Origin of the sequence: Streptomyces sp. NPDC012637 (assembly GCF_042954805.1) — a bacterium.
Taxonomy (GTDB): Bacteria; Actinomycetota; Actinomycetes; order Streptomycetales; family Streptomycetaceae; genus Streptomyces.
Window position 1 is genome coordinate 118,893 of sequence record NZ_JBIBDS010000005.1, and the last position, 25,617, is coordinate 144,509.

At 72.8% G+C, this 25,617-nt stretch carries 21 protein-coding genes; 7 read left to right on the forward strand and 14 right to left on the reverse strand.

Annotated elements, in window-relative coordinates; translation table 11 throughout:
• Nucleotides 1-79 precede the first annotated feature (79 nt).
• The 6 genes from ACFY8W_RS20980 to ACFY8W_RS21005 form a co-directional block, all read right to left on the reverse strand.
• Nucleotides 80-3,874, reverse strand: a complete 3,795-nt coding sequence (locus tag ACFY8W_RS20980; RefSeq protein ID WP_391107193.1) for a multifunctional oxoglutarate decarboxylase/oxoglutarate dehydrogenase thiamine pyrophosphate-binding subunit/dihydrolipoyllysine-residue succinyltransferase subunit — start codon at nt 3,872-3,874, stop codon at nt 80-82.
• A gap of 303 nt (nt 3,875-4,177) precedes the next feature.
• Entirely contained in the window at nt 4,178-5,275 is a 1,098-nt protein-coding gene (locus tag ACFY8W_RS20985; protein WP_391107196.1) for an ATP-binding protein, read from the reverse strand.
• On the reverse strand, nt 5,272-6,009 hold the full coding sequence (locus tag ACFY8W_RS20990) for a response regulator transcription factor (RefSeq protein ID WP_128978112.1): 738 nt from the start codon (nt 6,007-6,009) through the stop codon (nt 5,272-5,274). The genes ACFY8W_RS20985 and ACFY8W_RS20990 overlap by 4 nt, the downstream gene beginning before the upstream one ends.
• Before the next feature lie 72 nt (nt 6,010-6,081).
• Nucleotides 6,082-6,765: a spermidine synthase gene (locus tag ACFY8W_RS20995; protein WP_391107199.1), complete on the reverse strand. Its 684-nt coding sequence runs from the start codon at nt 6,763-6,765 to the stop codon at nt 6,082-6,084.
• Nucleotides 6,766-7,015: 250 nt separating this feature from the next.
• Nucleotides 7,016-7,528 (reverse strand): hypothetical protein, encoded by a 513-nt coding sequence (locus ACFY8W_RS21000; protein WP_391107202.1) that lies wholly within the window; start codon nt 7,526-7,528, stop codon nt 7,016-7,018.
• 112 nt (nt 7,529-7,640) lie between these two features.
• Complete coding sequence (locus tag ACFY8W_RS21005) at nt 7,641-8,276, reverse strand: GNAT family N-acetyltransferase (RefSeq protein ID WP_391107204.1); 636 nt, start codon at nt 8,274-8,276, stop codon at nt 7,641-7,643.
• A gap of 130 nt (nt 8,277-8,406) precedes the next feature.
• Between ACFY8W_RS21005 and lon the strand changes: the two genes are divergently transcribed.
• Nucleotides 8,407-10,818, forward strand: a complete 2,412-nt coding sequence (lon, locus tag ACFY8W_RS21010) for an endopeptidase La (protein WP_391107207.1) — start codon at nt 8,407-8,409, stop codon at nt 10,816-10,818.
• A 148-nt stretch (nt 10,819-10,966) separates the two neighbouring features.
• On the opposite strand, the gene ACFY8W_RS21015 is transcribed toward lon, so the two are convergent.
• From ACFY8W_RS21015 to ACFY8W_RS21025, 3 genes are all read right to left on the reverse strand, one after another.
• On the reverse strand, nt 10,967-12,118 hold the full coding sequence (locus tag ACFY8W_RS21015; protein WP_391107210.1) for a glutamate--cysteine ligase: 1,152 nt from the start codon (nt 12,116-12,118) through the stop codon (nt 10,967-10,969).
• A gap of 202 nt (nt 12,119-12,320) precedes the next feature.
• Complete coding sequence (locus tag ACFY8W_RS21020) at nt 12,321-13,205, reverse strand: lytic polysaccharide monooxygenase (RefSeq protein WP_391107213.1); 885 nt, start codon at nt 13,203-13,205, stop codon at nt 12,321-12,323.
• Between the two features lie 206 nt (nt 13,206-13,411).
• Nucleotides 13,412-14,248, reverse strand: coding sequence for a GH25 family lysozyme (locus tag ACFY8W_RS21025; RefSeq protein WP_391107216.1), 837 nt, complete (start codon nt 14,246-14,248; stop codon nt 13,412-13,414).
• A 226-nt stretch (nt 14,249-14,474) separates the two neighbouring features.
• Here ACFY8W_RS21025 and ACFY8W_RS21030 point away from each other — a divergent pair, with 226 nt between their 5' ends.
• Nucleotides 14,475-14,960, forward strand: coding sequence for a MarR family transcriptional regulator (locus ACFY8W_RS21030; protein ID WP_391107218.1), 486 nt, complete (start codon nt 14,475-14,477; stop codon nt 14,958-14,960).
• 17 nt (nt 14,961-14,977) lie between these two features.
• Here the strand turns inward: ACFY8W_RS21030 and ACFY8W_RS21035 are convergent, their stop codons facing one another.
• Nucleotides 14,978-15,760, reverse strand: coding sequence for a hypothetical protein (locus ACFY8W_RS21035; protein WP_391107221.1), 783 nt, complete (start codon nt 15,758-15,760; stop codon nt 14,978-14,980).
• Nucleotides 15,761-16,143: 383 nt separating this feature from the next.
• Here ACFY8W_RS21035 and ACFY8W_RS21040 point away from each other — a divergent pair, with 383 nt between their 5' ends.
• The 5 genes from ACFY8W_RS21040 to ACFY8W_RS21060 are packed head-to-tail and all read left to right on the forward strand — an operon-like array spanning nt 16,144 to nt 21,870.
• Nucleotides 16,144-19,017, forward strand: coding sequence for a nitrate- and nitrite sensing domain-containing protein (locus ACFY8W_RS21040; RefSeq protein WP_391107224.1), 2,874 nt, complete (start codon nt 16,144-16,146; stop codon nt 19,015-19,017).
• Nucleotides 19,014-19,505 carry a roadblock/LC7 domain-containing protein gene (locus tag ACFY8W_RS21045; protein ID WP_391107227.1) on the forward strand — a complete coding sequence of 164 codons (492 nt, stop codon included), beginning with the start codon at nt 19,014-19,016 and terminating at the stop codon, nt 19,503-19,505. The genes ACFY8W_RS21040 and ACFY8W_RS21045 overlap by 4 nt, the downstream gene beginning before the upstream one ends.
• Nucleotides 19,502-19,915: a DUF742 domain-containing protein gene (locus ACFY8W_RS21050; protein ID WP_391107230.1), complete on the forward strand. Its 414-nt coding sequence runs from the start codon at nt 19,502-19,504 to the stop codon at nt 19,913-19,915. Before ACFY8W_RS21045 ends, ACFY8W_RS21050 begins: the two co-directional genes overlap by 4 nt.
• The gene (locus tag ACFY8W_RS21055) at nt 19,896-20,579 is read left to right on the forward strand and encodes an ATP/GTP-binding protein (RefSeq protein ID WP_391107233.1); all 684 of its coding nucleotides are present in this window, start codon (nt 19,896-19,898) and stop codon (nt 20,577-20,579) included. Before ACFY8W_RS21050 ends, ACFY8W_RS21055 begins: the two co-directional genes overlap by 20 nt.
• 55 nt (nt 20,580-20,634) lie before the next feature.
• Nucleotides 20,635-21,870 (forward strand): styrene monooxygenase/indole monooxygenase family protein, encoded by a 1,236-nt coding sequence (locus tag ACFY8W_RS21060; protein WP_391107235.1) that lies wholly within the window; start codon nt 20,635-20,637, stop codon nt 21,868-21,870.
• An 88-nt stretch (nt 21,871-21,958) separates the two neighbouring features.
• Here the strand turns inward: ACFY8W_RS21060 and ACFY8W_RS21065 are convergent, their stop codons facing one another.
• From ACFY8W_RS21065 to ACFY8W_RS21080, 4 genes are all read right to left on the reverse strand, one after another.
• Nucleotides 21,959-23,089 carry an NlpC/P60 family protein gene (locus tag ACFY8W_RS21065; RefSeq protein WP_391108246.1) on the reverse strand — a complete coding sequence of 377 codons (1,131 nt, stop codon included), beginning with the start codon at nt 23,087-23,089 and terminating at the stop codon, nt 21,959-21,961.
• A gap of 225 nt (nt 23,090-23,314) precedes the next feature.
• A complete protein-coding gene (locus tag ACFY8W_RS21070) occupies nt 23,315-23,629 on the reverse strand; it encodes a hypothetical protein (RefSeq protein ID WP_391107237.1) in 315 nt (104 codons plus the stop codon).
• Nucleotides 23,630-23,911: 282 nt separating this feature from the next.
• A complete protein-coding gene (locus ACFY8W_RS21075) occupies nt 23,912-24,634 on the reverse strand; it encodes a TetR family transcriptional regulator (protein ID WP_391107240.1) in 723 nt (240 codons plus the stop codon).
• Between the two features lie 29 nt (nt 24,635-24,663).
• The gene (locus ACFY8W_RS21080; RefSeq protein ID WP_391107243.1) at nt 24,664-25,599 is read right to left on the reverse strand and encodes a diiron oxygenase; all 936 of its coding nucleotides are present in this window, start codon (nt 25,597-25,599) and stop codon (nt 24,664-24,666) included.
• Nucleotides 25,600-25,617: the final 18 nt, after the last annotated feature.

The following is a 25,617-nucleotide window of genomic DNA, read 5'->3' on the forward strand; positions in this document are numbered from 1 at the left end:
CCCGTGACGCGGAGACGCCGGAGGCCCGGCACCCCGAGTGGGGTGCCGGGCCTCCGGTCGTACGAGCCCGGTCCGACGATCAGGCGTCGAAGACCTCCGCGACCAGCTGGGCCTGCTCGGCCTGGTGGCGCTTGGCCGAGCCGACCGCCGGGGACGAGGAGTGCGGGCGGGAGATCCGGCGCAGGCGCTCGCCCGCCGGGATGTCCGCGCCGACCGCCAGGTCCAGGTGGTCGATCAGGTTGAGCGCGATGAACGGCCAGGCACCCTGGTTCGCCGGCTCCTCCTGCGCCCAGATGTACTTCGCCGCGTTCGGGTACTTGGCGATCTCGGCCTGCAGCTCGGCACCCGGCAGCGGGTACAGGCGCTCCAGACGGATGATCGCGGTCTCCGTGTCGCCGCGCTTCTGACGCTCGGCCTCCAGGTCGTAGTAGACCTTGCCCGCGCAGAAGACGACCTTGCGGACGTTCGCCGCGTCGACGGTCGTGTCGCCGATCACCGGGCGGAAGCCGCCGGTGGTGAACTCCTCCACCTTCGAGGCCGCGGCCTTCAGACGCAGCATCGACTTCGGGGTGAAGACGATGAGCGGCTTGTGGTGCGGGTTGTGGACCTGCCAGCGCAGCAGGTGGAAGTAGTTCGACGGCAGCGTCGGCATGGCGACCGTCATGTTGTCCTGGGCGCACATCTGGAGGAAGCGCTCCGGGCGGGCGGACGAGTGGTCCGGGCCCTGGCCCTCGTAGCCGTGCGGCAGGAGCAGGGTGACGCCGGAGGTCTGGCCCCACTTCTGCTCGGCCGAGGAGATGAACTCGTCGACGACGGTCTGCGCGCCGTTGACGAAGTCACCGAACTGGGCCTCCCAGACGACCAGGGAGTCCGGGCGGGCCAGCGAGTAGCCGTACTCGAAGCCCATCGCCGCGTACTCGCTGAGGAGCGAGTCGTAGACGTTGAAGTGGGCCTGCTCCTCGGTCAGGTAGAGCAGCGGGGTGTAGTCCTCGCCGGTCTCCTGGTCCACGAGCACCGCGTGACGCTGGCCGAAGGTGCCGCGACGGGAGTCCTGGCCCGACAGGCGGACCGTGGTGCCCTCCATCAGCAGCGAGCCGATGGCGAGGGTCTCGCCGAAGCCCCAGTCGATGGTGCCGTCGTCGATCGACGCCGCGCGGCGCTGCAGCTGCGGCAGCAGACGCGGGTGGACCGTGACCCGGTCCGGAACGTTGACCTGCGACTCGGCGATCCGCTTCACGACCTCCTGGGAGACCGCGGTGGTGACGGCGACCGGGAACTCGGGCCGGGCGTCCGGGACCTGGGTCGGCGCCGGGGCCGAGGTGGCCTCGCGGACCTCCGCGAAGACCTTCTCCAGCTGGCCCTGGAAGTCCTGGAGGGCCTGCTCGGCCTCTTCCAGGGTGATGTCGCCGCGACCGATGAGCGACTCGGTGTACAGCTTGCGCACCGAACGCTTCTTGTCGATCAGGTTGTACATCTGCGGGTTGGTGAACTGCGGGTTGTCGCCCTCGTTGTGACCGCGGCGGCGGTAGCAGATGAGGTCGATCACGACGTCCTTGTTGAACGTCTGGCGGAACTCGAAGGCGAGCCGCGCCACGCGGACGCAGGCCTCCGGGTCGTCGCCGTTCACGTGGAAGATCGGCGCCTCGATCATGCGGGCCACGTCCGTCGCGTACATGGAGGAACGCGAGGACTCGGGGGCCGCGGTGAAGCCGACCTGGTTGTTGATGACGATGTGGACCGTGCCGCCGGTGCGGTAACCGCGCAGCTGCGACATGTTCAGGGTCTCGGCCACGACGCCCTGGCCCGCGAAGGCCGCGTCACCGTGCAGGGCGACCGGCAGGACGGTGAAGTCCGTGCCGCCCTTGTTGATGACGTCCTGCTTGGCGCGGACGACACCCTCGAGGACCGGGTCGACCGCCTCCAGGTGGGAGGGGTTGGCGACCAGGGAGACCTTGATCTGCTCGCCGTCGAGGCCGGTGAACGTGCCCTCGGCGCCCAGGTGGTACTTCACGTCGCCGGAGCCGTGCATCGACTTCGGGTCGAGGTTGCCCTCGAACTCGCGGAAGATCTGCGCGTACGACTTGCCGACGATGTTCGCGAGGACGTTCAGGCGGCCGCGGTGGGCCATGCCGATGACGACCTCGTCGAGGCGGGACTCCGCCGCGGAGTCGATGACCGCGTCGAGCAGCGGGATGACCGACTCGCCGCCCTCGAGGGAGAAGCGCTTCTGGCCGACGTACTTGGTCTGCAGGAAGGTCTCGAAGGCCTCCGCCGAGTTCAGCCGGCGCAGGATGCGCAGCTGCTCCTCGCGCTCCACGCGGGCGTGCGGGCGCTCCACGCGGTCCTGGATCCACTTGCGCTGCTTCGGGTCCTGGATGTGCATGAACTCGATGCCGGTGGTGCGGCAGTACGAGTCGCGGAGCACGCCGAGGATGTCGCGGAGCTTCATCATCGACTTGCCGGCGAAGCCGCCGACCGCGAACTCGCGCTCCAGGTCCCACAGGGTGAGGCCGTGCTCGGTGATGTCCAGGTCGGGGTGCTTGCGCTGCTTGTACTCCAGCGGGTCGGTGTCGGCCATGACGTGGCCGCGGACCCGGTAGGAGTGGATCAGCTCGAAGACGCGCGCGGCCTTGGTGACGTCGTCGTCGTGCGAGGCGTCGATGTCCTTGAGCCAGCGGACCGGCTCGTAGGGGATGCGCAGCGACTTGAAGACGTCGTCGTAGAAGCCGTCCTCGCCGAGGAGGAGGTTGGAGACGATGCGCAGGAACTCGCCGGAGGCGGCACCCTGGATGACCCGGTGGTCGTAGGTCGAGGTCAGGGTCATGACCTTGGAGATGCCCAGCTTGTTCAGGGTGTCCTGGGAGGTGCCCTGGAACTCGGCCGGGTAGTCCATGGAGCCGACGCCCATGATGACCGACTGTCCGGGCATCAGGCGCGGCACGGAGTGGACGGTGCCGAGGCCGCCGGGGTTGGTCAGGGAGACCGTGACGCCGGTGAAGTCCTCCATCGTCAGCTTGCCGACGCGGGCGCGCTTGACGATGTCCTCGTAGGCCTGCCAGAACTCGAAGAAGTTCAGGGTCTCGGCCTTCTTGATGCCGGCGACGACGAGCTGGCGGTCGCCGTTCGGCTTCACCAGGTCGATCGCGAGGCCGAAGTTCACGTGCTCCGGCTTGACCAGGGTCGGCTTGCCGTCCTTCTCCGCGAAGGAGTAGTTCATCGACGGCATGGCCTTGATCGCCTGCACCATCGCGTAGCCGATGAGGTGCGTGAAGGAGATCTTCCCGCCCCGGGCGCGCTTCAGGTGGTTGTTGATGACGATCCGGTTGTCGAAGAGCAGCTTCACCGGGACGGCGCGGACGGACGTGGCCGTCGGCATCTCCAGCGAGGCGTTCATGTTCTTCGCCACGGCGGCGGCCGGGCCGCGCAGGGTGATGAGCTCCGGGCCGGCGGGGGCCTCGGTCGCGGGGGCCGCGGCGGGCTTCGCCGGGGCGGGCGCGGGCTTCGCGGCGGCCGGAGCGGCGGCGGGCTTCGCCGGGGCCGGAGCCGGGGCGGCGGGAGCCGGAGCCGGAGCGGCGGCCGGAGCGGGCACGGAGGCCGCAGGAGCGGCAGGCGCGGCCTGTGCGGGGCCCGCCTGCGGCGCGGCGGGCGCGCTCGGCGTGGTGGCGGCCGGGGCTGCGGGGCTCTCCGCACCACCCGGCTTGTAGTCGGCGAAGAAGTCCCACCAGGCACGATCGACCGAATTCGGGTCCTGGAGGTACTGCTGGTAGATCTCGTCGACGAGCCACTCGTTGGCACCGAAGGCGGCTGCGGGGCTCACGCCCTGCCCGTCTTGGTCGGCCGGGGAGCTCGGGGTACTGGGGGACTGAGACGACACGGCGGCAACCGCCCTCTTCCGCTTCGCAAGGTGATGGACAGCGGAAATAAAGGCTACGCCTCCCTGGCCGGGAGGTGCAGGCCGGGCGCTCCAACGTCGCGCAAGTCACACTTGACGAGGTGTTTCGGTGCCGTGAATGGCGGGAAACAAGCGGGGTTCCGGTTCTGTGAGGGTACGGGGAACCGTGGCTGCGGCCCAGTTGGCCGCACCCCTGACCGGATCCCACGGGTATCCGCTACGAGCACTCGTGTGAGCAGTCGTACACGTACACGCAGAACGAGAGCTTCCGGTTCGAACCCTACGTCAACGGCGCGGCGGAAGGCTCCCCGGAAGGGTGAGCTGGATCCGGCAGCCACGTGCGGATTCGGCCACTCCGATGTGACCGCCGTGGAGATCCACCGCCCAGCGGGCGATGGCCAGGCCGAGACCGGTGCCGCCGTCGCTCCCCGGGCCCTGCTGGGCCGGGACCGTGCCGCGGTTGAAGCGCTCGAAGACCTTGTGCCGCTCCGACTCCGGGATGCCGGGGCCCTCGTCCTCGACCTCGAGCACCAGCGAGTCGGGACAGGGCCCGCGCCGCGCCCGCACCGTCACGCGGCCGTGCGGCGGCGAGTGCTTCACGGCGTTGTCGATCAGGTTGGCCATCACCTGGTGCAGCCGCTCGGCGTCCGCGTGCGCCGTCAGCTCCGGCGGCGACACGTCCAGGTGCAGATGGACGTCCGTGCGGTTGTGCAGGCCCGAGGTGGAGGACAGGCCGCGCTGGGAGGCGGCGAGATTGGCCTCCCGCAGCACGCCGGACAGGTACGGCCAGACCTCGAAGCGGCGTGCCTTGAGCGTGACGACACCGTTGTCGAGCCGTGACAGGTCGAGCAGGGTCTCCACGAGCCGGCCCAGCCGTTCGGTCTGCTTCAGGGCGGTCCGCATGGTCTCCGGATCGGCCTCGGAGACGCCGTCCACCACGTTCTCCAGGACGGCGCGGAGCGCGGCGATGGGGGTGCGCAGCTCGTGGGAGACGTTGGCGACCAGCTCCTTGCGGTGCCGGTCGACCGCCTCCAGGTCGTCCGCCATGCGGTTGATCGTCGAGGCGAGGTCGCCCAGCTCGTCGCGGCGGTCCGCGCCGCGCACGCGCCGGCTGAAGTCGCCGCGCGAGATCGACCCGGCCACGTGGTTCATCTCGTCCAGCGGCGCGGTCAGGGACTGCGCCACGAACTGGGTGATCAACAGGGTCGCGATCATCGCGAAGATCGTGATGTAGCGGAACTCCGTGGAGGTCCGGATCGCCACCAGCGCGAGTCCCGAGGTGAGCAGGACCGCCCCGACGACCAGAGCGCCCAGCTTGGTCTTGATCGAGATGACGATCCGGCGCCTGCGGCGGCGCTCGGGGTGCGGCCCCCGGCGGCTCACGGCGCCGGGGTCTCCAGCGCGTACCCGACCCCGTGGACCGTACGGATCCGCTCGGCGCCGATCTTCCGGCGCAGGGCCTTGATGTGGCTGTCCACGGTCCGGGTGCCGGAGGCATCCGCCCAGTCCCACACCTCGGCGAGCAGCTGCTCGCGGGAGAGCACCGCACGCGGGGTGTTCGCCAGGCAGACCAGCAGGTCGAACTCGGTGGGCGTCAGGTGCACGTCCTCGGCCCTGACCCGGACCCGGCGCTGCGCGTGGTCGATCTCCAGCTCGCCGAGCCGCAGGATCCCGCTGCGCGGGGTGACCGCCGCGAGCGCGGCCCGCTCCACCCGGCGCAGCAGCACGTGCACCCGGGCGGCCAGCTCGCGCATCGAGAACGGCTTCGTCATGTAGTCGTCGGCGCCGACGCCGAGGCCGACCAGCATGTCCGTCTCGTCGTCCCGCGCGGTGAGCATCAGGACCGGGACGGGGCGCTGGGCCTGCACCCGGCGGCACACCTCGAGCCCGTCGAAGCCGGGCAGCATCACGTCGAGCACCATCAGGTCCGGCTGCCACGCCTCGGCGGCGTCCACGGCGGCCGGGCCGTCGGTCGCGGTCTGGACGAGAAAGCCCTCGGCCCGCAGCCGCGCGGAGATCGCCTCCACGATGGTGGCGTCGTCCTCGACGACCAGGACACGGCGTTGGGCTCCCGGAGTCGTCGCCGCACCCTGGTTCGTGGTGTGTGTCTGCTCCATTGCCCCGCCTCGCGTCGCCGATGTCGGTGCAGCAGCCTAGAGGCACCGGCGGCGTCAAGGCTACGCAGGTGATCAGGCGGGCCGGACGGCGAGGTGGACCACGTCGGGGACGCCCCGGGCAACGGGGACCTCTTCGGTCCGTACCCCGCTGAATCCGGCATTCCGCAACGAGTCTTCGAAATCGGCGGACGGCCGCGCCGACCACACGGCGAGGATTCCGCCCGGGACGAGCCGCTCCGCGCAGGCGGCCAAACCCTCGGCGGAGTAAAGGGATTCGTTGTCCTCGGTGACCGTCCAGTCCGGCCCGTTGTCGATGTCGAGGCAGAGGGCGTCGTAGTGGTCGGAGGTGGTGCGGAGGTACTCCATCAGGTCCGTGTGCAGGATCACGGTGCGCGGATCGGCGAGCGCCCGGCCCGAGACGGCCGAAAGCGGCCCCTGCCGGTGCCAGTCGATGATCGCCTCCTCACGCTCGGCGACGGCGATCCGCCCCCAGCGCGGGTCGGCGGCGGCGTGCGCGAGCGAGAAGCCGACGCCGAGGCCGCCGATGAGGACGGCGGGGCCGGTCCGCCGGTCCCCGGGCAGCGCGTCCATCGCCGCGTCGACGAGCAGCCGTTCCGAACGCCCGTCGGAGGTGTCCATCAGGAAGGTGCCGTTGGCGATGATCTCGTAGTGGGTGCGGTCCTCGGCGTCCCGGCGGCGCAGGACGACTTCTCCGTACGGGCCCTCACGGCGGTCGAGGGTGACGGGGCTGCTCATGCTCACTCCGTGGCTCGATGTGCTCGATGTGTACGCGTTCGTCCCGGCCATCCTGGGCGTCCTCGGACGGCCGGGACAAACGGTTAACGAGCCTGCCCGACGAGCCGCGGGGCGGTCTCACGGGCGCGGGGCCTCGTGCGTCACGTAGTGCTCGATCCGGTGGAGCGTGCGGCGGGCGTCCACGGGGGTGCCGTAGGTGCGGTCCCAGGTGACGGGCGCGACCCGGGCGCCTCCTGGGGCGCCGTCGGGCTCAGGGCGCGGTCGGCGGGTGGCCCTCCGGGAGCGCCTTGAAGACCCGCTCCAGCGCGGGCGGGCGGTCCTCGCCGTCGCGGGTGACGACGAGCCGGTAGGCGTACGTGACGTAGTACTCGAAGCCGTCCGGGGCGGGCGCGCCGGTCGGACGGTCCGGGACCCTGGCGTACGCCGGGTCCTCCAGGGCCGCGCGCAGCTCGGCGACCTGGGCCTTCGTCATCCGGCCCGAGGCGGGCTCCCCGGTGCCCTTGCGGAGTTCGTACGAGCCGTCGTGGCGGACGACCAGCTTGTTGCGCACGCCCGCGAAGCCGCCGTTCACGACGACCTCGACCAGCACCTCCCGGGGCGCGGGCCGGTCCGTCCCGGCCGTGGGGGTGGCCGGGGCGCTCGGGGCCGGCGGCACGCTCAGGCCCGAGTCGTCGGGAGGCGCCGCCGGGGACCGGCCGCAGCCCGCCACGGCGACGACCGCGGCCAGCACCGCCGCCGTCCCGTACCGCTTCGCGTACTCCATGGCCCGAGCATGCCCCTTCACCCGGCGTCCGCGCAGCCGGAACGGCTCAACCGCGCGGACGGAACGGCTCAAACGCGCAGCCGGAACGGCTCAACCGTGCGGACGGAACGGCTCAACCGGTGCGGACGATCCCGGTGAGCGGGCCCCGGTAGTGCCAGTCGAGCGAGTCGTAGAGCGCCATGCCGTCGGTCGTGGCCGACAGGACCCCGGTCTCCGCGCCCGCCTGGGCGGCGGCGGCCTCCAGGGTGCGCATCACGTTCGCGCCGAGGCCGCGGCGGCGGTGGGCCGGGTCGGTCTCGATCTGGTCGGCGACGGCGGTCGGCCCGGTCGGCGCGATCTGGCCGCGGGCGGCCAGGGTCCCGTCGGGCGCGAGGATCCGCACCCGGATCACCCCGTCCCTGGTCTCCGTGGTCCGCGCGTACCCCTCGGGCGGCGCGGGCCGGACCGAGGGGTCGAGCCGCTTGGTCATCATGAAGCCGGGGTCGTCGGGGATCGTCCAGCCCTCGGTGATCCAGGGCGCCACGTCCTCGGGCGCCGCCATGACCTTCAGCCAGGCGCCCGGTTCGGTGATCGCCGCGCACAGCTTGCCCACGGACACCTCGTCCGGGTACGGCAGCACGTGCCGGAAGACGTGCCCGGGCAGTCCGACATCGATCCGGTAGCCCCAGGGCTCGGCGACGGCGGGCGGCGTGCCGCGGGAGGCGGTCCAGCCGGCCACCCACGCCGCTGTAATGGCTGAGATATCCATGGAGGCATTACAGCCGCTGTTCACGGCCTGCGGATGGCTGATCGCTCAGAGCGAACACGCGTCGGGGAACATTCGGCGGCGCAGGTGCATTGAGTCCACATAGCTCAACTTGACTGCCGAAGGGGAGATCATGGCATCTGAGTCCATGGCGTCCGCGCCGCTCACTCTGCCTGTGCTGCCGCTCGACGACGAGGTCGTGCTGCCCGGAATGGTGGTGCCGCTGGACCTGTCCGACCCGGACGTACGGGCCGCGGTCGAGGCCGCGCAGGCCGCCGCGCGCAGCGGGGCCGGCAAGCCGCGCGTGCTGCTCGTGCCGCGGGTGGACGGCACCTACGCCGGGACCGGTGTGCTCGGCACCGTCGAGCAGGTCGGCCGGCTGTCCGACGGCGACCCCGGCGCGCTGATCCGCGGCCGGGGCCGCGTCCGGATCGGCGCCGGGACGACCGGGCCCGGCGCTGCCCTGTGGGTCGAGGGCGCCGCCGTCGAGGAGATCCTGCCCGACCCGCTGCCCGGCTCCGTGACCGAACTGGTCAAGGAGTACAAGGCGCTGGCCACCAGCTGGCTGAAGAAGCGCGGCGCCTGGCAGGTCGTCGACCGTGTCCAGCAGATCGAGGGCGTCGGCGCCCTCGCCGACAACTCCGGCTACTCGCCGTTCCTGACCCTGGACCAGAAGGTCGAGCTCCTGGAGACCGCCGACCCGGTCGCCCGCCTCAGGCTCGCCACCGCGCAGCTGCGCGACCACCTGGCCGAGCAGGACGTCGCCGAGACCATCGCGAAGGACGTCCAGGAGGGCGTCGACAAGCAGCAGCGCGAGTTCCTGCTGCGGCGTCAGCTGGACGCGGTCCGCAAGGAGCTGCGCGAGCTCAACGGCGAGGGCGAGGGGGACGAGTCCGACGACTACCGCGCCCGCGTCGAGGCCGCCGACCTGCCCGAGAAGGTCCGCGAGGCGGCCCTCAAGGAGGTCGAGAAGCTGGAGCGGTCCAGCGACCAGTCGCCCGAGGGGTCGTGGATCCGCACGTGGCTGGACACCGTGCTGGAGCTCCCCTGGAACGAGCGGACCGAGGACGCGTACGACATCCAGGGCGCGAAGGCGGTCCTGGACGCCGAGCACTCGGGCCTGGAGGACGTGAAGGAGCGCATCACCGAGTTCCTGGCGGTGCGCAAGCGGCGTGCCGAGCGCGGGCTGGGCGTCGTGGGCGGCCGGCGCGGGGGCGCCGTGCTCGCGCTCGTCGGACCGCCCGGCGTCGGCAAGACCTCGCTCGGCGAGTCCGTCGCGCACGCGATGGGACGCAAGTTCGTCCGGGTCGCCCTCGGCGGCGTCCGTGACGAGGCGGAGATCCGCGGCCACCGGCGTACGTACGTGGGCGCGCTGCCCGGCCGTGTCGTCCGCGCCATCAAGGAGGCCGGGTCGATGAACCCGGTGGTCCTGCTCGACGAGATCGACAAGGTCGGCTCCGACTACCGGGGCGACCCGGCGGCGGCGCTCCTGGAGGTCCTGGACCCGGCGCAGAACCACACCTTCCGCGACCACTACCTGGAGGTCGAACTCGACCTGAGCGACGTGGTGTTCCTCGCCACGGCGAACGTCCTGGAGGCCATCCCGGAGGCCCTGCTCGACCGCATGGAGCTGGTCCGCCTCGACGGCTACACCGAGGACGAGAAGGTCGTCATCGCGCGTGACCACCTGCTGCCCCGGCAGCTGGAGCGGGCCGGCCTGGAGAAGGACGAGGTGGTCCTGGAGGAGGCGGCGCTGCGCAGGCTGGCCGGCGAGTACACCCGGGAGGCGGGCGTCCGCACCCTGGAGCGTTCGATCGCCCGGCTGCTGCGGAAGGTGGCCGCCCAGCACGAACTGGGCGAGCGGGAGCTCCCGTTCGTCATCGGCGCGGACGACCTGCGCGCCCTGATCGGCCGTCCGCACCACGTGCCCGAGTCCGCCCAGGACCCGGCGGAGCGCCGCACCTCGGTGCCCGGCGTGGCCACCGGGCTCGCGGTCACCGGCGCCGGCGGCGACGTCCTCTACGTCGAGGCCTCGCTGGCCGACCCGGAGACGGGTGCGGCGGGGCTGACCCTCACCGGCCAGCTGGGCGACGTGATGAAGGAGTCCGCGCAGATCGCGCTCTCCTTCCTCCGCTCGCACGGCGCGGAGCTGGAGCTGCCCGTCACCGGTCTGAAGGACCGCGGCGTGCACATCCACTTCCCGGCGGGCGCGGTCCCGAAGGACGGTCCGAGCGCGGGCATCACGATGACCACGGCCCTGGCCTCGCTGCTCTCCGGCCGGCTGGTCCGCACGGACGTCGCGATGACCGGCGAGGTCTCCCTGACCGGCCGGGTCCTGCCGATCGGCGGCCTGAAGCAGAAGCTTCTCGCCGCCCACCGCGCGGGCATCACGACGGTCGTGATCCCCAAGCGGAACGAGGCGGACCTGGACGACGTGCCGGCCGAGATCCTGGAGAAGCTGGACGTCCACCCGGTCACGGACGTCCGCCAGGTCCTGGAGCTCGCCCTCGCTCCGGCGGAGGTCGCGGTGAGCGCGGCGGCCTGACACACCCCCGGGCGCGGCGGCGGGGCGTCCTCCTCCGGGAGGGCGCCCCACCGCCCGTACCCAGGCCGCCTCTGCCGGGTCTCGCGCGGCCTTGTCCGGCCCTGATCCGAAAGAAACGCCTGGGCCGGTAGGACCCGGCGCACGGCGTCTAGGCCGGGAGGGTCCGGCGTACGGCGTCGGCGACCACCGAGGCCAGTCCCGGGTCGCCGTCGTGGGCGGCGCGCTGGAGGTCCGCTCCGGTGCCCCGGGCGAGCAGCTGCTCGACGCCGCGCACCGCCAGGTCCCGGTCGCCCGCGGCGTCCAGGGCCGGGGCGACGTGGTCGAGCAGGGCCTGCAGCACCTCCGCCGCCCGGGCCGGCTGCCAGGTCAGCGGGTGCAGCAGCTCGTCAGCGAGGCCGTGCCGGCTGGCCCGCCAGGCGGCCAGGCGCAGGACGGCGGTCGGCACCGGGTCGGCCTCCAGGCCGGCCCGCCAGGACCGGGCCTCGGTCTCCACCAGCGCGCGGACGAGGACGGCGAACAGCACACCGTCCTCGACGTGCTGGCACACGTCCCCGACCCTGACCTCCACCGTCGGATAGCGGCGGGACAGCCGGGCGTCGAAGTAGACCATGTGGTCGTCGACGAGCACCTCGCTCGCCAGCATCGCCCGCGTGGTCTCCTCGTACGCCTCGACGTCGCCGTACAGCTCGCTCGGCCCGGCCATCGGCCAGCGCGACCAGAGCTGGTGCCGCCAGCTCGCGTAGCCGGTGTCCCGGCCCTGCCAGAACGGCGAGTTGGCACTGAGCGCGAGGAGCGGCGCCAGCCAGGGCCGGATCCGGTCGAGGACGCCGACGCCCTCCTCGGCGGAGGTGAGGTGGACGTGGACGTGACAGGCGCAGGTGAGCTTGTCGTCGACGAGCCGGGCGAACCGGTCCTCGATGCGCCGGTACCGGTCGGCCGGGTTGAGCAGCGGGTCGAACCGCACCGGCGCGGTCGCGAGGGCCGCCACCGCCGCACCGGCCTCCTTGGCCGCGGCCGCGGCCGCGATCCTGGCCTGCCGCAGCTGCTCGTCGAGCTCGGCCGAGGTGACGCAGGGCCGGGTGCCGATCTCCAGCATCTCGCAGAACAGCTCGGCCTTCGCCGGCTCGACCCGGTCGGAGCGCCGCAGCACGTCGGCGTGCCAGCCGGCGATCTCGGTGACGGTGCCGGAGAGCGGCTGCGGGACCCCGGTCTCGGGATCGACGAGGAGCAGTTCCTCCTCCACACCGAACGTGCGCAGCCCTTCTCCGCGGTGGTAGGTCCACGGCTGCTCATGGCGCATGCAGGGCACTCCTTCACGGGCGGGGGCGGGCGGGAGGTGCGCGGGACGGCCGTTCGAAAAGAGCTTTCCCCAAGCGTGTCCACGAGCGCGCCCGCTCTCACCCGTCCGCGCCGACATGGCGCGAAATGCCGCCGGGGAACCACGCGGGAAGGCACCGGAGGGGCGCCCGGTGCGGACGCCCCTCCGTGAGCCGTGTGCGGTGTCAGTTCTCGCCGCGCCGCCGGGTCAGGAGGAGGCTGCCCGCGCCGAAGACGGCCAGGGCGCCGGCGCCCGCCAGGGCGAGCGGGAGGGGCGAGGCGGGGGTCTCGGCGGTGTCGGCGGAGAGGGCCGGGGCCTGCTCGTCGCCGCCGTGGCCCGCGTGGCTGACGGTCGACAGGGACGCTCCCGCCGCGATCTTCTCCTCCGTCGGGGCCTGCGCCTTGACCGCCGTACCGGCCCCGAAGGTGACGTCCGAGCAGCTGTAGAAGGCCTCGGGGCTGTCGTTGCGCTGCCACACCATGTAGACGATGTGGCGGCCGGTGCGGGCCGGCAGGTTGCCGGTGAAGGCGTAGTAGCCGTCCGTCGCGGTGCGGGTGGTGGTGTGGACGGCGACCGGGGTGCCGTCGAGGTCGGACCACCTGAGCGGCTGGGTCGGGTCGAAGCCCGGCTTGGTGAGGTACATCGTCATGGTGCCGGAGTGCGGTGCGGTCACCCGGACCTTGAACCCGAAGGCGCCGGGGCTGACGGCGGTGGCCGGCCAGTCGGTGCGGGCCCAGTCGAGGGCGCGGTACTTCTCGCGGTTGGCCGAGCAGAGCTTTCCGTCCGGGATGAGGGCCTGGTGGTTGCCGTCGGCGTTGGCGATGTTGACCTCGTTCCAGTCGTAGAGCGGCTGGGTGCCCGAGTCGGCGACGAGGTCCTTGCACACCTGGGAGTCGGGGGACTCCGGCCCCTCCGCGTAACAGGCCGCCACCCGGCTGACCGGGTTGAACACGGCGCCGTGGGCCTGGGCGGCGGTCGGGGTGAGGGAGACGAGCGCGGCGGCGCCGGCGGCGGTCAGCGCGCTCGCGGCGGCGGCGCGGCGGGTCCGGGAGGTCGTGATGCGGGGCATGCGGGCAGCTCTCTCTCGTGCGTGGGGGAGGACGGGACGAGCAACAGGCCTGCGGCGCACGGCAGTTGCGGACGACGTGCGCCGCCCCGAGGGTCGCATTGGTCCATACCAATGGGCAAGGGGTGCGACGAAGAAGGCGGGCTCCCGGGTGTGCCGCCGCACACCCGGGAGCCCGCCGCCCCACGTGCTCGTCCGTCGTGCGCCTGTCAGCCGTTCGCGAGCGCCTGTACGCGCGAGAGGTCCCCGTTGAAGTGGTTGTGGTCGCCGACCGTCGGGCCGGACGAGGTGTACTGCCACATCGTGTAGTAGCCCCAGCCGGCCGGGAGCTCGCCGACCTCGGAGGCGTAACGGGCGATCCAGAGCGGGTGGTTGGTGGCGAAGCCCCCGTAGTTGCCCGTGCACTGCTTCCACCAGCTGGTCGCCGTGTAGATCACCGGGTAGCGGCCGGTCCGGTACTTGTACCGGTTGACGAAGTCCCAGATCCAGCTGACCATCCCGGACTGGGTCTTGCCGTAGCAGGTCGCGCCGTACGGGTTCCACTCGATGTCGAGCGCGCCGGGCAGCGTCTTGCCGTCCTTGGACCAGCCGCCGCCGTTGTTCACGAAGTAGTCGGCCTGGGCCGCGCCGGTCGTCGTGTCGGGTGTCGCGAAGTGGTACGAGCCGCGGATCATGCCCACGTTGTACGAGCCGTTGTACTGCTGCGTGAAGTAGGTGTTCTTGTAGTAGGTGCCTTCCGTCGCCTTGACGTAGGCCCACCTCACCCCGCTGTTCCACAGCGTCGACCAGGCGACGTTCCCCTGGTGGCTGGAGACGTCGACGCCCTCGGTCTGGACGGCCTGGACCGAGATGCCGCCCGGCTGTGCGCCCTGGCCGTCGTGGGCGATCACGCCCATGCCCATGTAGGCGGAGCCGCGGGCGGGTACCTGCCGGGTGCCGGGGTCCTCGGCGGCGCTGGCGGTGCCGGAGAGGGTGACGGGGAGGAGGAGGGCCAGGGCCGCGAGGGCGGCGCCGGCGAGGGACGTTCCGGATCTGTGCACACGCATTGCGTGCCTCCGAAAGGCTCGGTGGGGGAACCATGGCGGACATGCCCTGGTGTGGACATGTCAGGCGGTGTCGCCGGACAAGACGCTACGCACGTAGACCCGCCCTGCGGAAGAGGGCCCGGGGGCTGCCGTTGGTCTACGCCTGCGAAATACTGAAGGAGCTGCGGCGATGACCGCGGCCCGAAAGAAACTTTCAGCGAGCGGAAAGCGCGCGAGGGGTGCTGACGTGCACGGAAGCGGTACGGGGAGTGAATCCCGACCCAAGGGCGGGAGTGGTGTGGACCAGGAATTCCTCGCCCTGGAGCGGGAACTGGCGGTCTTTCTGCGCCGCGCCCGCGCCCAGTCCGGCGAGATGGCCCGCGAGGTCCATCCCGAACTGGAGCCGGCCGCCTACGGACTCTTCGTACGGCTCGACGAGGCCGGACCCCAGCGTGCCACCGACCTCGCCGGCTGGTTCGGCGTCGGCAAGGCCACGATGAGCCGTCAGCTGCGCGCCCTGGAGGACCTCGGCCTGGTCGCCCGCGACCCCGACCCCGCCGACGGCCGGGCCTCGCTGGTCCGGCTCACGGAGGAGGGACAGGGGCGCTTCCGGCACGTACGGGACGCCCGTCGTGAGCGGTACGTGCGCAAGCTTGCCGACTGGGACCGCGCGGAGGTCGCGGAACTGGCCCGGCTGCTGCACCACTTCAACGTGCGGGCGGCGGAGGGCTGACCGGCCGCCCCGGCGCGTCAGAGGACCGCGTAGACCGCCGTCGCGTCGTCGTGGGGCTTCCAGCGGCGCGGCACGCCCGCCCGGGCGTCCGCCGCCTCCAGGGCGCGCACCCGCCGGAGCAGGCCGTACGGGCCCTCCTTGTCCAGGAGGGTGAGGAGGTCCGCCCAGTCGCCCTCGCGGAACAGTTCCACCCAGCGGGTCGCCCCGTCGGACAGCGCCGCGAGCGCCCGGACCTCCGCCCTCGGGCTCGTACCGGTCACCGCGCGGGCCGCGACGGACGGGTCGGCGGCGGCCGTGAAGAAGCCGCCCTCCCGGTTGCGCAGCCGGTCCGTCGCCTCCCGGGAGCGCAGGACCTCGGCCGGGACGTGGTCGAGCCGGTCGTCGAGCACCGCCCGTACCGTGCCGTCGGCGCCCTGGAGGAGCAGGGCCGCGTCGGACAGCACGAGGTGCTCCACCGAGGCCGCGCCCCAGCGCGCCATGGCCACCGTCGCCTGTGGTGTGCGGACGTGAGAAAGGTCACAGGTGTTCCGGTGGGCGTCCGCGGTGCGCCGGATTGCCAGTGACAGGATCCCGGACAGCGTCAGATCACTTCGCGAAGCGGACAGTTCGGTCAGGGCGCCCCCGAGCCGGGCGGTGAACCAGGGCACCCCGTGCACACAACCGTCGTCGCCCGGCGGAGGCGTCACGCCGTCCAGGACCACGACGACGCCACCCGTCCCCGAGGCGGGCAGAACTGCGGCCGCCCAGTCCTCATTGGGCCGTTCGGGGCTGCCGGGCAGGGACGCCGCTTCCGTACGCATGATCCACAGTCTGCCCCGCCGGCGCCGGTCTGCATCGGACCTTCACCGCGCGTCCAGATAGCCTGATATGGCCTGTACCAAAGGGTTCTGACGGTGCCGGAAGGCCGGAAGTGAGGGCTCCGGGAAGCTGCGGGCGCGCATCCTGCCAAAGCCCGCGCGGAAGATCCAACCGGCGGTAAGCCCGCCGCCCCGGCACCCACGGAGACGAGTTGTTCCCCAACTACGGAGTGTTGTTCACTCGTTCGGGTGGCGGAGCGGCCGATGCCAGTCCCCTGACCAGAACCGCTGAAATGGTCGGAAGACACACCAGGGGTGGGGGCTCTTACATGTGACCGGTCGTCACCTCTGCTTCATGGGCGGACGAGTCAAGGATGCGAGCACCGGTGCAGAAGAAGCGGCCTCGGAGCAACAACGGCACGCGGAGCCAGACCCCCGGTGACCCGCAGAACCCCGGGCTGCCCGCGGAGCCTTCGGCCCCCGAGCCCGTGACCTCCGGCGGCCGCGCCAAGCGGGTCCGCGGCCGGCTCGTCGCCGGGGTCGCCCTGGTCGGCGTCACCGTGCTCGCCGCCGGCGCCCCCATGGTGCTCACCGCCTCCGCCGACCTCGACGAGTCCGTCAACCTGGTCGCCCTCGCCGCACTCGACCGCCAGGCCGTCACCCTCGCCCACTCGCTCTCCGACGAGCGCGACGAGGTCGTCGCCTACATCGCCGCGGGCAGGGACGAGCAGACCGCCGACAGCGCGGACGACGGTGCCGGCGGCTCCGCCGCCAAGGACAAGCGCCGGATCACCGACGCCCGCTCCGCGCGCGTCGACCGCCAGATCGACGAGATCCGCCCCGCCGCCCCCGAGGAGCTGCGCCGCGAACTCGCCGGCGTGCCCTCCATCCGGCGTGCCGCGCTCACCGGCAAGGGCAGTGCCCTGGAGGCCCACAAGGCCTACACCGACGTCATCGCCAAGCTCCAGGCCCTCGCCGACCAGCTCGCCGAGCACACCCCGGCGCGCGCCGCCGAGGCCCTGCGCGCCCCCGCCGCCCTCGGCCGCGCCACCGAGCAGGCCTCCGCCGAACGCGGCCTGCTCCTCGCGGCGCTCGCCGTCCCGCGCCCCGAGTCGAGCGGCACCACCCACTACGACCCGGTCTCGGGCACCTACGTCACCGACCGGCCCGAGGGCGCGGAGGAGGCCGACCGCGCCCGCAACGCGCTCACCGCAGCCGCCCAGCAGGCCCGGGTCCGAGAGCTCGCCGCCCTCGCCGACTTCGACCAGGCCGCGGGCGCCGAGGCGCGCGACTCCCTCGCCGCGACCGTCGCCGGCCCCGACGTCAAGAGCGCCGAGCGCCACCTGGCCCGGCTCACCGACCGGCCGGAGCTCTCCGAGTCCGAGCTCGACACCGACCCGGCCAAGCTGGACGCGGCGCTCTCCTCCCGCATCGAGCAGATGCGCGGCGTCGAGTCCTCGCTCGCCGCGCAGCGGGTCGAGCGGCTCTCCGCGCTCCGCGACGACGACGTCACCGCGCTCGAGATCCGCGTCGCCTTCCTCGGCGGCTGCCTCCTCGTCGCCGTCGGCATCGCCACCTACGTCGCCCGCAGCATGACCCGGCCCCTCGCCGTGGTCCGCATCGGCGCCGCCCGGCTCGCCGCCGCGCCCGAGCCGCAGCACGAGCAGCCGATCCGCTTCACCGGACGCAACGACGAGTTCGCCCAGGTCGTACGGTCCCTCAACGCCCTCCAGGGCAAGCTCGCCGCGCTCTCCGCCCAGGTCGAGCGGCTCGGCGGCGAACGCGACGAGCTGGCCGGCGCCCGCGAGGCCCTCGCCGCCGAGCTCGCCGCCCAGCGCGCCGAGCTCCAGGGGCAGAACGCCCTGCTCACCGCCGAGCTGGAGCGCCTGCGCGGCACCGTCCACCACACCTTCGTCAACCTCTCGCTGCGCAGCCTCGGTCTGGTCGAGCGCCAGCTCGGCGTCATCGAGAAGCTGGAGGAGCGCGAGCAGGACCCGGACCGGCTCGCCACCCTCTTCAAGCTGGACCACATGGCGACCGTCATGCGCCGCCACAGCGAGAACCTGCTGGTCCTGGCCGGCCACGAGCACCACCACGGCCACCCGGGGCCGGTGCCGCTGGTCGACGTGCTGCGCGCCGCCGTCAGCGAGATCGAGCGCTACGAGCGGGTCAGCATCCAGTCGCTGCCGCCGCACGCCCAGGTCGCCGGCTTCGCCGCGGACGACCTCAGCCACCTGATCGCCGAACTCCTGGAGAACGCGACCTCGTTCTCGCCGCCCGACACCCAGGTCCAGCTCTCCGGCTGGCTCCTGGAGTCCGGCGAGGTGATGCTCTCCGTGCAGGACGGCGGCATCGGCATCTCCGCGGCCCGCACCGCCGAGCTCAACGCCCGGCTCGCCGACCCGCAGCCCACCGGCACGGACGGCGAGGGACTCGGCATCCGGGTGACCGCGCTGCTCGCCGCACGCCACGGCGTACGGGTGGAGCTGCGCGAGCACACGCAGGGCGGGACGACGGCCGTCGTGGTGCTCCCGCTCCCGCTGCTGCCCTCGGCCCCGCCGGCCACCGTGCCGCCGACCGTCACGCTCGCCGCCACGGGCACCCAGGTGCCCGTCCTCACCCTTCCCGGCTCGGTCGCCGAGGCCAACTCCAACACGCTGCCCTCCCGCCACCGCGACCCGCTGGTCGAGGCGGCGGAGCGCGCGATCGCGGAGGCGGAGGCCGAGACCGAGGCGGACCCGGCACCGGCACGGGAAGCGGAGCCGGAGCCCGAGCCGGCCCACGAGCCCCGGCCCGCGCCGGAGACCGCCCAGGAACAGGCCGAGCGGTCCGGGCCCGAGCAACCCGGTCCCGCGCTCGGCACGTCGGTGGCCGAGACCACGCTCCAGGTGCGGCTGCCCGGTCCGCCGGCCGAGCCGGACGCCCACGAGCGGGCCGCCGAGGAGCCGCTCGCCGGCACCCCCGTGGCCGACGAGCCCGAGCCCGAGCCCGGGCCGCAGGCCGGGCAGTGGGAGCGGGTCACCGACAAGGGACTGCCCAAGCGGACGCCGCGGACGGTGCGTCAGGCCAAGACCCCCGCCACACCGATACGCCGCGGCGGCGTGGACGCCGAGGCGCTGCGCAGGCGGCTCGGCGGCTTCCAGCGAGGAGCCGAGAACGGCCGCCGCGACGTGGCCGCCGAGATCCGCGCCGCTGACACAGCACGGCCCGAAACGAACACGGAGAACACGGGGGACACCGTCGAGGAGGCACGCAGTTGACTGCGACCGGAACATTCGGACTGAGCAGCGAGGCCCGCAACCTGCAGTGGCTGCTGGGGAACCTGGTCGAGGAGGTGCCGGGGGTCCGCTCCGTCGCCGTGGTGTCCTCGGACGGGCTGCTCCTGCTCTCGTCGGACCCGGACGCCCAGACCGGGGCGCCCACGGCCGACCGTACGGACGGTCCGCGCGGCTCCAGCGCCGACCTCGCCACCATCGTCTCGGGCATCGGCAGCCTCACCGTGGGCGCCGCCCGGCTGATGGACGGCGGCGGCGTCAAGCAGACCATGGTGGCGATGGAGGAGGGCAGCGTCTTCGTCATGTCGATCAGCGACGGCTCGCTGCTCGGCGTGCACGCCACGCCCGACTGCGACATGAGCGTCATCGCGTACCACATGGCGCTGTTCGTGGGCCGCGCCGGCCACGTCCTCACCCCCGAGCTGCGCAGCGAACTGGCCAAGACCGCCCGGTCCGTGGAGAGCGACCGGTGACCGCCGCCGTCCACGCCCACCGGCTGCCGATACGCGGGGAGGGGCGCCGCCCCTCCCGCGTCCGTCCCTACTCGCTCACCGGCGGCCGCACCCGCTTCGGCCACGTGCTCCTGGTGGAGACCTTCGTGGCCGCGCTGGAGGCGGCGCCCGAGCGCAAGGCCCTCACCGACGGAGGCCCCGCGGCGCGCGGCCTGATGCCGGAGATGCGGGCCATCGTCGAGGTCTGCCGCCGGATGCGCACGGTCGCGGAGATCTCGGCGCTCCTGAAGATGCCGTTGGGTGTCGTCCGGGTGCTGCTCAGCGACCTGGCCGACCAGGGAAAGATCCGTGTGTACGGGACCGGTCACGGCACCGGCCAGCCCGACCGCGCGCTCCTCGAAAGGGTGCTGAGTGGACTCCGCCGTCTCTGACGCGACCTCGGTCGCCGAACCGCCGGCGGTCGCCGGCATCCCCGCCCAGCCCACGGCCGAGGCTTCGGTACCCGATCCCGAAGAGGGCGCCCAGGACTGGCAGCTGGACCACACCCGCGCCCCGATAGCGACCAAGGTCGTCGTCGCCGGCGGCTTCGGCGTCGGCAAGACCACCTTCGTCCGGGCCGTCTCGGAGATCACCCCGCTGCAGACCGAGGCGCTGATGACCTCGGCGAGCGAGGGCACCGACGACCTCACCGCCACGCCCGACAAGCTGACCACCACCGTCGCGATGGACTTCGGCCGGATCACGCTCGACGACGACCTGGTCCTCTACGTCTTCGGCACGCCCGGGCAGCAGCGCTTCTGGTTCATGTGGGACGACCTGGTGCGGGGCGCGATCGGCGCGATCGTCATGGCCGACACGCGCCGGCTCACCGACTGCTTCCCGGCGCTCGACTACTTCGAGAGCTGCGGGCTGCCGTACATCGTGGCCGTCAACCACTTCGAGGGCACCGAGCGGTTCGAGATCGAGGACGTCCGGGACGCCCTTACCGTACCGCCGCACGTCCCGATCATGATTATGGACGCGCGCAAGCGGTACAGCGTGGTCGAGACGCTGCTCGCGATGGTCGAGCACGCCCTCGAAGCCACCCCCGAATAGCTCCCTCCCCGAGCACCCCCCGAGCACATCCCCGAGCACACCCCCAAGGTCGCCCATGCGGAAGATACTCATAGTCGGCGCCGGCCAGTCCGGTCTCCAGCTCGCCCTCGGACTGCAGTCGAAGGGCTACGAAGTCACCCTGATGTCCAACCGCACGGCGGACGAGATCCGCGCAGGGCGGGTGATGTCCACGCAGTGCATGTTCGACACCGCGCTCCAGCACGAGCGTGACCTGGGCCTGAACTTCTGGGAGTCGCAGGCCCCGCGCATCGAGGGCCTCGGCGTCTCGGTCGCCGGCCCCGAGTCGGCCCGCGTCATCGACTGGGTCGGCCGGCTCGACGGCCACGCCCAGTCCGTCGACCAGCGGGTGAAGATGGCCGGCTGGATGGAGACCTTCGCCCAGCGCGGCGGCCAGCTGGTCATCCACGGCGCGGCCGTCGGCGACCTGGACTACTTCTCCCGCGGCTACGACCTCGTCCTCGTCGCCGCCGGCAAGGGCGAGCTGGTCTCCATGTTCGGCCGGGACGCCGCGCGCTCCCCGTACGAGGAGCCGCAGCGCGCCCTCGCCGTGGCGTACGTCCACGGCCTCGGCCCGCGGCCGGAGCACCCGGAGTTCGACGCGGTGCGCTGCAACGTGGTGCCGGGCGTCGGCGAGCTCTTCGTCATGCCGACCCTCACCACCTCGGGACGCGCCGACATCCTCTTCTGGGAGGGGATCCCGGGCGGCCCGCTGGACGTCTTCAAGGGCGTCAAGGACCCGGCCGACCACCTGGCGCTCACCCTGGAGCTGATGGAGACGTTCACGCCCTGGGAGTACGCGCGCGCCACCAAGGTCGAACTGACCGACGCGGGCGCCACCCTCGCCGGCCGCTACGCCCCGACCGTCCGCAACCCGATCGGGCGGCTCCCCGGCGGCGGACTCGTCCTCGGCGTCGCCGACGTGGTCGTGGCCAACGACCCGATCACCGGCCAGGGCTCCAACTCGGCGTCCAAGTGCGCCGCCGCGTACCTCGCGTCGATCGTCGAGCACGGCGACCGCCCCTTCGACGAGGACTGGATGCGGGCCACCTTCGACCGCTACTGGCAGACCGCCGAGCACGTCACCAAGTGGACCAACGCGATGCTCGCGCCGCCGCCGGAGCACGTCCTGGAGCTGCTCGGCGCGGCCGGCCGGCTCCAGCCGGTCGCCGACCGCTTCGCCAACGGCTTCAACGACCCCGCGGACTTCGACAACTTCTTCTTCGAGCCCGAGAAGACCGCCGCCTACCTGGCCTCGGTTGCCGGAGCCTGACGGCTCTCCGACCTGCGTCGGAGTGGTTGCCGAGCGCGGCGAGTCGCCGCCGGCCCCCCCCGGGACCCGCCGGCCGGCCCGGCAGGCGTCACGCCCCGGTGCCGGCGGGCGGGGCCCCGTCCGCGGGCCCGGTGCCGCCGTAGCCCTCGTCCGCGCCGTCCGTGGCTCCCGGCGGGAGTTCGGGCGGCGTGAACGTCTTCAGGGCCCCGCCGTCCGGATCGGGGCGGACGGCGCCGAGGAGCGGGTTGGCGGCGATCGGGGAGACCTTGACGCGGGCGCCGGGGCGGGGAGCGTGGACGACGAGTCCGTCGCCGAGGTAGAGGGCGACGTGGGTGGCCTCGGGGAAGTAGACGACCAGGTCGCCGGGGCGGAGCCGGTCCAGGGGCACGCGGGGGAGTTCCGCCCACTGTTCCTGGCTGGTGCGCGGGAGCTCGCGGCCGGCCGCCGCCCAGGCCCGCTGGGTGAGGCCGGAGCAGTCGTACGTCTCCGGGCCCTCCGCGCCCCACTCGTACGGCTTGCCGATCTGCCGCACCGCGAAGCGCAGCGCCTCGGCGCCGTCCTCGGAGGGAGTGCGGGGGCCGTCGAGGGCGCCGGAGCCGAGCAGCTGGTTCTGGGCGCCGGCGGTCTGGGCCTTCTCCAGGGAGGCGAGGCGGGCCAGCTGGTCGGCGGTGAGCGAGGCGAGCAGCCGCTCGACCTCGCGGAGCTTCGTCCGGACCGTGTCCTTCTGCTTCTGCCGGCCGGCCAGGAGGGCCTTGCGTTGGTCGAGGGCCTTGCGGGAGGCCGTCGCGAGGGCGTCCGCCTTCTTCTCGGCCGCCTGGAGGCGCGTGACGACGCCGGCCCGTTCGCGGGCGGCGCGGGCCAGCAGGTGCTCCTGGTCCAGGGCGCGCCGTGGATCGGGCGCGAGCAGCAGCCCGAGGTACGGGGAGAGTTCGGACCGTCCCTGGTACTGCTGCCGGGCCAGCCGGCCGGCCTCGTCGCGGCCGCGGGCGAGGGCCTGCCGGGCGGTGGTCAGCTCGGCGTCGGTCCTGCGGGTGTCGGCGGTCTGCTTCTTCAGCGCCTCGTCGGCGGCGTTGTAGGCCTCGGTGGCCCGCTCGGTCTCCTGGTAGAGGGTGCGGAGCCGGGTGAGCAGTCCGGAGACGGAGTCGGTGGGCTCGCCGGGCGCCGCGGCCACCGGGCCCGCGGCGAGGGTCGTCGCCACGGCGAGCACTCCCGTCAGCACGCCGGTGAGTACTCCCGCCAGCCGCCCCGTTCTCGCGCCCGCCTTCGCCCCGGTCCCCGCCCCCGCCCCCGCCTTCGCCCCCCTCTCCGTCACCGCCTCGGTCCGCGCCTTCGTCCCGGTGCGGACCGTGCGCAGCAGTCGTCCCGGCACGTCACCACCTCCACCCGGGATGATGACGGCAGGAATACTCCGATTAACGGATGATCCGGCGGGTGTCCGGCGTGCTCACTCCTTCGGAGCAGCCGGCTCCTCCGGTGCGGCCGGCTTCCCCGGGGCGGCAGGCTTCGACCACGGCCACCTGATCTCCCGGCGCTCCCGCCCGTCCGGCGCGTACACGTACACCCAGCCGCGCTGCAGCCCGAGCCGCTTCGTGTAGCCGGCCGGCTCGCGGCGGTACGCGTACAGCATCGGGGGACGCCCGTCGTGCGCCGGGACCGGCACCTCGTACCACTTCGGAGGGTGACCGGTCGGGCCGACCAGGACGGGCAGCACCCGGCCGTCGAGGGGGCCGCCGCGGAAAGGGGTGTTCTCGCTCTTCACCCCACCAGTGTCCCCTCCGGCGGCCTCGGGGGAGGCGTACGGGGAGGGCCGGAGGCCCGAGGGGCCGCGGAGGCGCACGGTCTCGGGGAGGCGTACGGTCTCGGGGAGGCGTACGGGGAGGGCCGGAGGCCCGAGGGGTCCGCGGAGGGGCAGGGTCTCGGGGAGGCGTACGGGGACTGCCGGAGGCGCGAGGGCCCGCACAGGTGTCCGGACTCACCGGACTCACCCCAGGGTGCGCGGGATCCACCGGAAGGCGCGGGATCCACCCCACCTGCGCGGGTCTCACAGAAGGTGCGCGGCCTCGCTCACCACCGGGATGACGTTCCTGGCCAGCGTGCCGACCGGCCCGGACGCCCGCTCCTGGGCCAGTAGCCGGGCCACCACCTCGGCGGTCTCCGGATCGCCCGCCGCGGTCACCGCGAGCAGCGCCACCAGGTGGTCGACCAGCCAGTCCCGCAGCTCGCCGGCCGGCGGCCGCTTGCCCTCGTCCACCCAAATCAGAGAGGCGGCCTCCACCGCGGCGATCCAGGTCCGCACCATCATCGACAGGCGCGGCCCGGGCTCGGTCACGCCCAGGTGGAACAGGATCTGCTCGGCCGCGGCCCGCCGGACCTCGTCGACGATCGCCGAGGTCCGCGAGGTCCCGGCGACACTGCCGCCGCGCAGCAGGGCGGCGAACCCGGCGTCGTGCTGGTCGACGAAGGCGAGATAGCGGTCGAGGACCCGGGCGAGACGCTCGGTGGGCGGGCCCTCGGGCGGTTCCGCGAAGCAGTGCTCGAGCGCGTCCGCCGAGGAGCGCAGGGCAGCCTCGTACAGCTGCTGCTTCCCGCCCGGGAAGTAGCGGTAGACGAGGGGGCGCGAGACGCCCGCGGCCTCGGCGACGTCGTCGAGCGACACGTCCTCCGGCGGCCGGTGCGCGAACAGCGTCTGGGCCGCGTCGAGCAGCTGGAGCCGCCGCTCCTCGACGCTGAGCCGGCGGTACGCGGGCGTGGCGGCACTGGTCATGCCCGCAGCGTAACGCCGGTATCGGCTCCTCAGGCCAGCAATCCGGACGACTTCCAGAGCCTGCGGCCCGCACCCCGCAGCACCCCGATGTCGTCCAGGAAGTCCGTGAGCCGCTTGGCGCCGGACTGCATCACCTCCCGGCGGTGGCCGCTCGCCCGCACCTGGGCGACGGCCTCGCGGCGGTCCAGACCCACGTTGTCGTAGACGGCCGGGTTGACGAAGCAGGTGGAGAAGACCCGGGCGGCCTCGCCGCAGCTGAGCCGGGTGAACTCCTGCTCCCAGCGCGGCGCGGTGATCATCTGGCGGCGCAGTTCCTCCCGCGCGTAGCGGACGTGCCGCGCCTCCTCCACCACGTGGATCCGGGTGACGCCGCGGACCAGCGGCTGGACGCGCTCGTCCGGGAAGGTCAGCCGCTGCATCCAGTCGAGGATCTCCTCGCCGAGCAGGGTCGCCGCGAAGGAGCCGGGTGTGGTGGAGACGGTCTTCAGGACGCGTCCCAGGTTGTGGTAGATCCGCGGCACCGGGTACTCGGGCGCGCCACCGCGCCGGATCAGCCTCGCGAACATCATCGAGTGCCGGCACTCGTCGGCGATCTCGGTGAGCGCGTAGCGCACGTGGCTGCTGGTGAGCGACTTGTCGTAGATGTGCCGGACGAGGAGCTGCATCAGGATGATCTCGAACCAGATCCCGAGCGAGGCCAGCGAGGCGGCCTCGTGGCGGGACAGGTCGATCCGCTGCTCCTCGGACATCCGCCGCCACATCGGGGTGCCGTAGAGCGAGACCAGCTCCGGCGGCCAGAACCACTTGCCGTCCTCGAAGGGCGCGTCCCAGTCGAGTTCGGTCTCGGGGTCGAAGGAGTGCTTGAGAGAGGACTCCAGGAGCCGCTCGGCGACCTGCTCGCGGTCGCGCAACGGGCCGAGAGCGTCCCGCAGAAGGGTGAAGTCGGGCTCGATGAGACTCGCCATGACACTTATGAGACTCTC

Excerpts from the sequence above, each read along its gene's own strand:
- ACFY8W_RS20990 (WP_128978112.1), bottom strand. The coding sequence starts at position 6,009 with ATGGAGCAGACACACACCACGAACCAGGGTGCGGCGACGACTCCGGGA.
- ACFY8W_RS20995 (WP_391107199.1), bottom strand. The coding sequence starts at position 6,765 with ATGAGCAGCCCCGTCACCCTCGACCGCCGTGAGGGCCCGTACGGAGAA.
- ACFY8W_RS21000 (WP_391107202.1), bottom strand. The coding sequence starts at position 7,528 with ATGGAGTACGCGAAGCGGTACGGGACGGCGGCGGTGCTGGCCGCGGTC.
- ACFY8W_RS21005 (WP_391107204.1), bottom strand. The coding sequence starts at position 8,276 with ATGGATATCTCAGCCATTACAGCGGCGTGGGTGGCCGGCTGGACCGCC.
- lon (WP_391107207.1), top strand. The coding sequence starts at position 8,407 with ATGGCATCTGAGTCCATGGCGTCCGCGCCGCTCACTCTGCCTGTGCTG.
- ACFY8W_RS21015 (WP_391107210.1), bottom strand. The coding sequence starts at position 12,118 with ATGCGCCATGAGCAGCCGTGGACCTACCACCGCGGAGAAGGGCTGCGC.
- ACFY8W_RS21020 (WP_391107213.1), bottom strand. The coding sequence starts at position 13,205 with ATGCCCCGCATCACGACCTCCCGGACCCGCCGCGCCGCCGCCGCGAGC.
- ACFY8W_RS21025 (WP_391107216.1), bottom strand. The coding sequence starts at position 14,248 with ATGCGTGTGCACAGATCCGGAACGTCCCTCGCCGGCGCCGCCCTCGCG.
- ACFY8W_RS21035 (WP_391107221.1), bottom strand. The coding sequence starts at position 15,760 with ATGCGTACGGAAGCGGCGTCCCTGCCCGGCAGCCCCGAACGGCCCAAT.
- ACFY8W_RS21060 (WP_391107235.1), top strand. The coding sequence starts at position 20,635 with ATGCGGAAGATACTCATAGTCGGCGCCGGCCAGTCCGGTCTCCAGCTC.
- ACFY8W_RS21075 (WP_391107240.1), bottom strand. The coding sequence starts at position 24,634 with ATGACCAGTGCCGCCACGCCCGCGTACCGCCGGCTCAGCGTCGAGGAG.
- ACFY8W_RS21080 (WP_391107243.1), bottom strand. The coding sequence starts at position 25,599 with ATGGCGAGTCTCATCGAGCCCGACTTCACCCTTCTGCGGGACGCTCTC.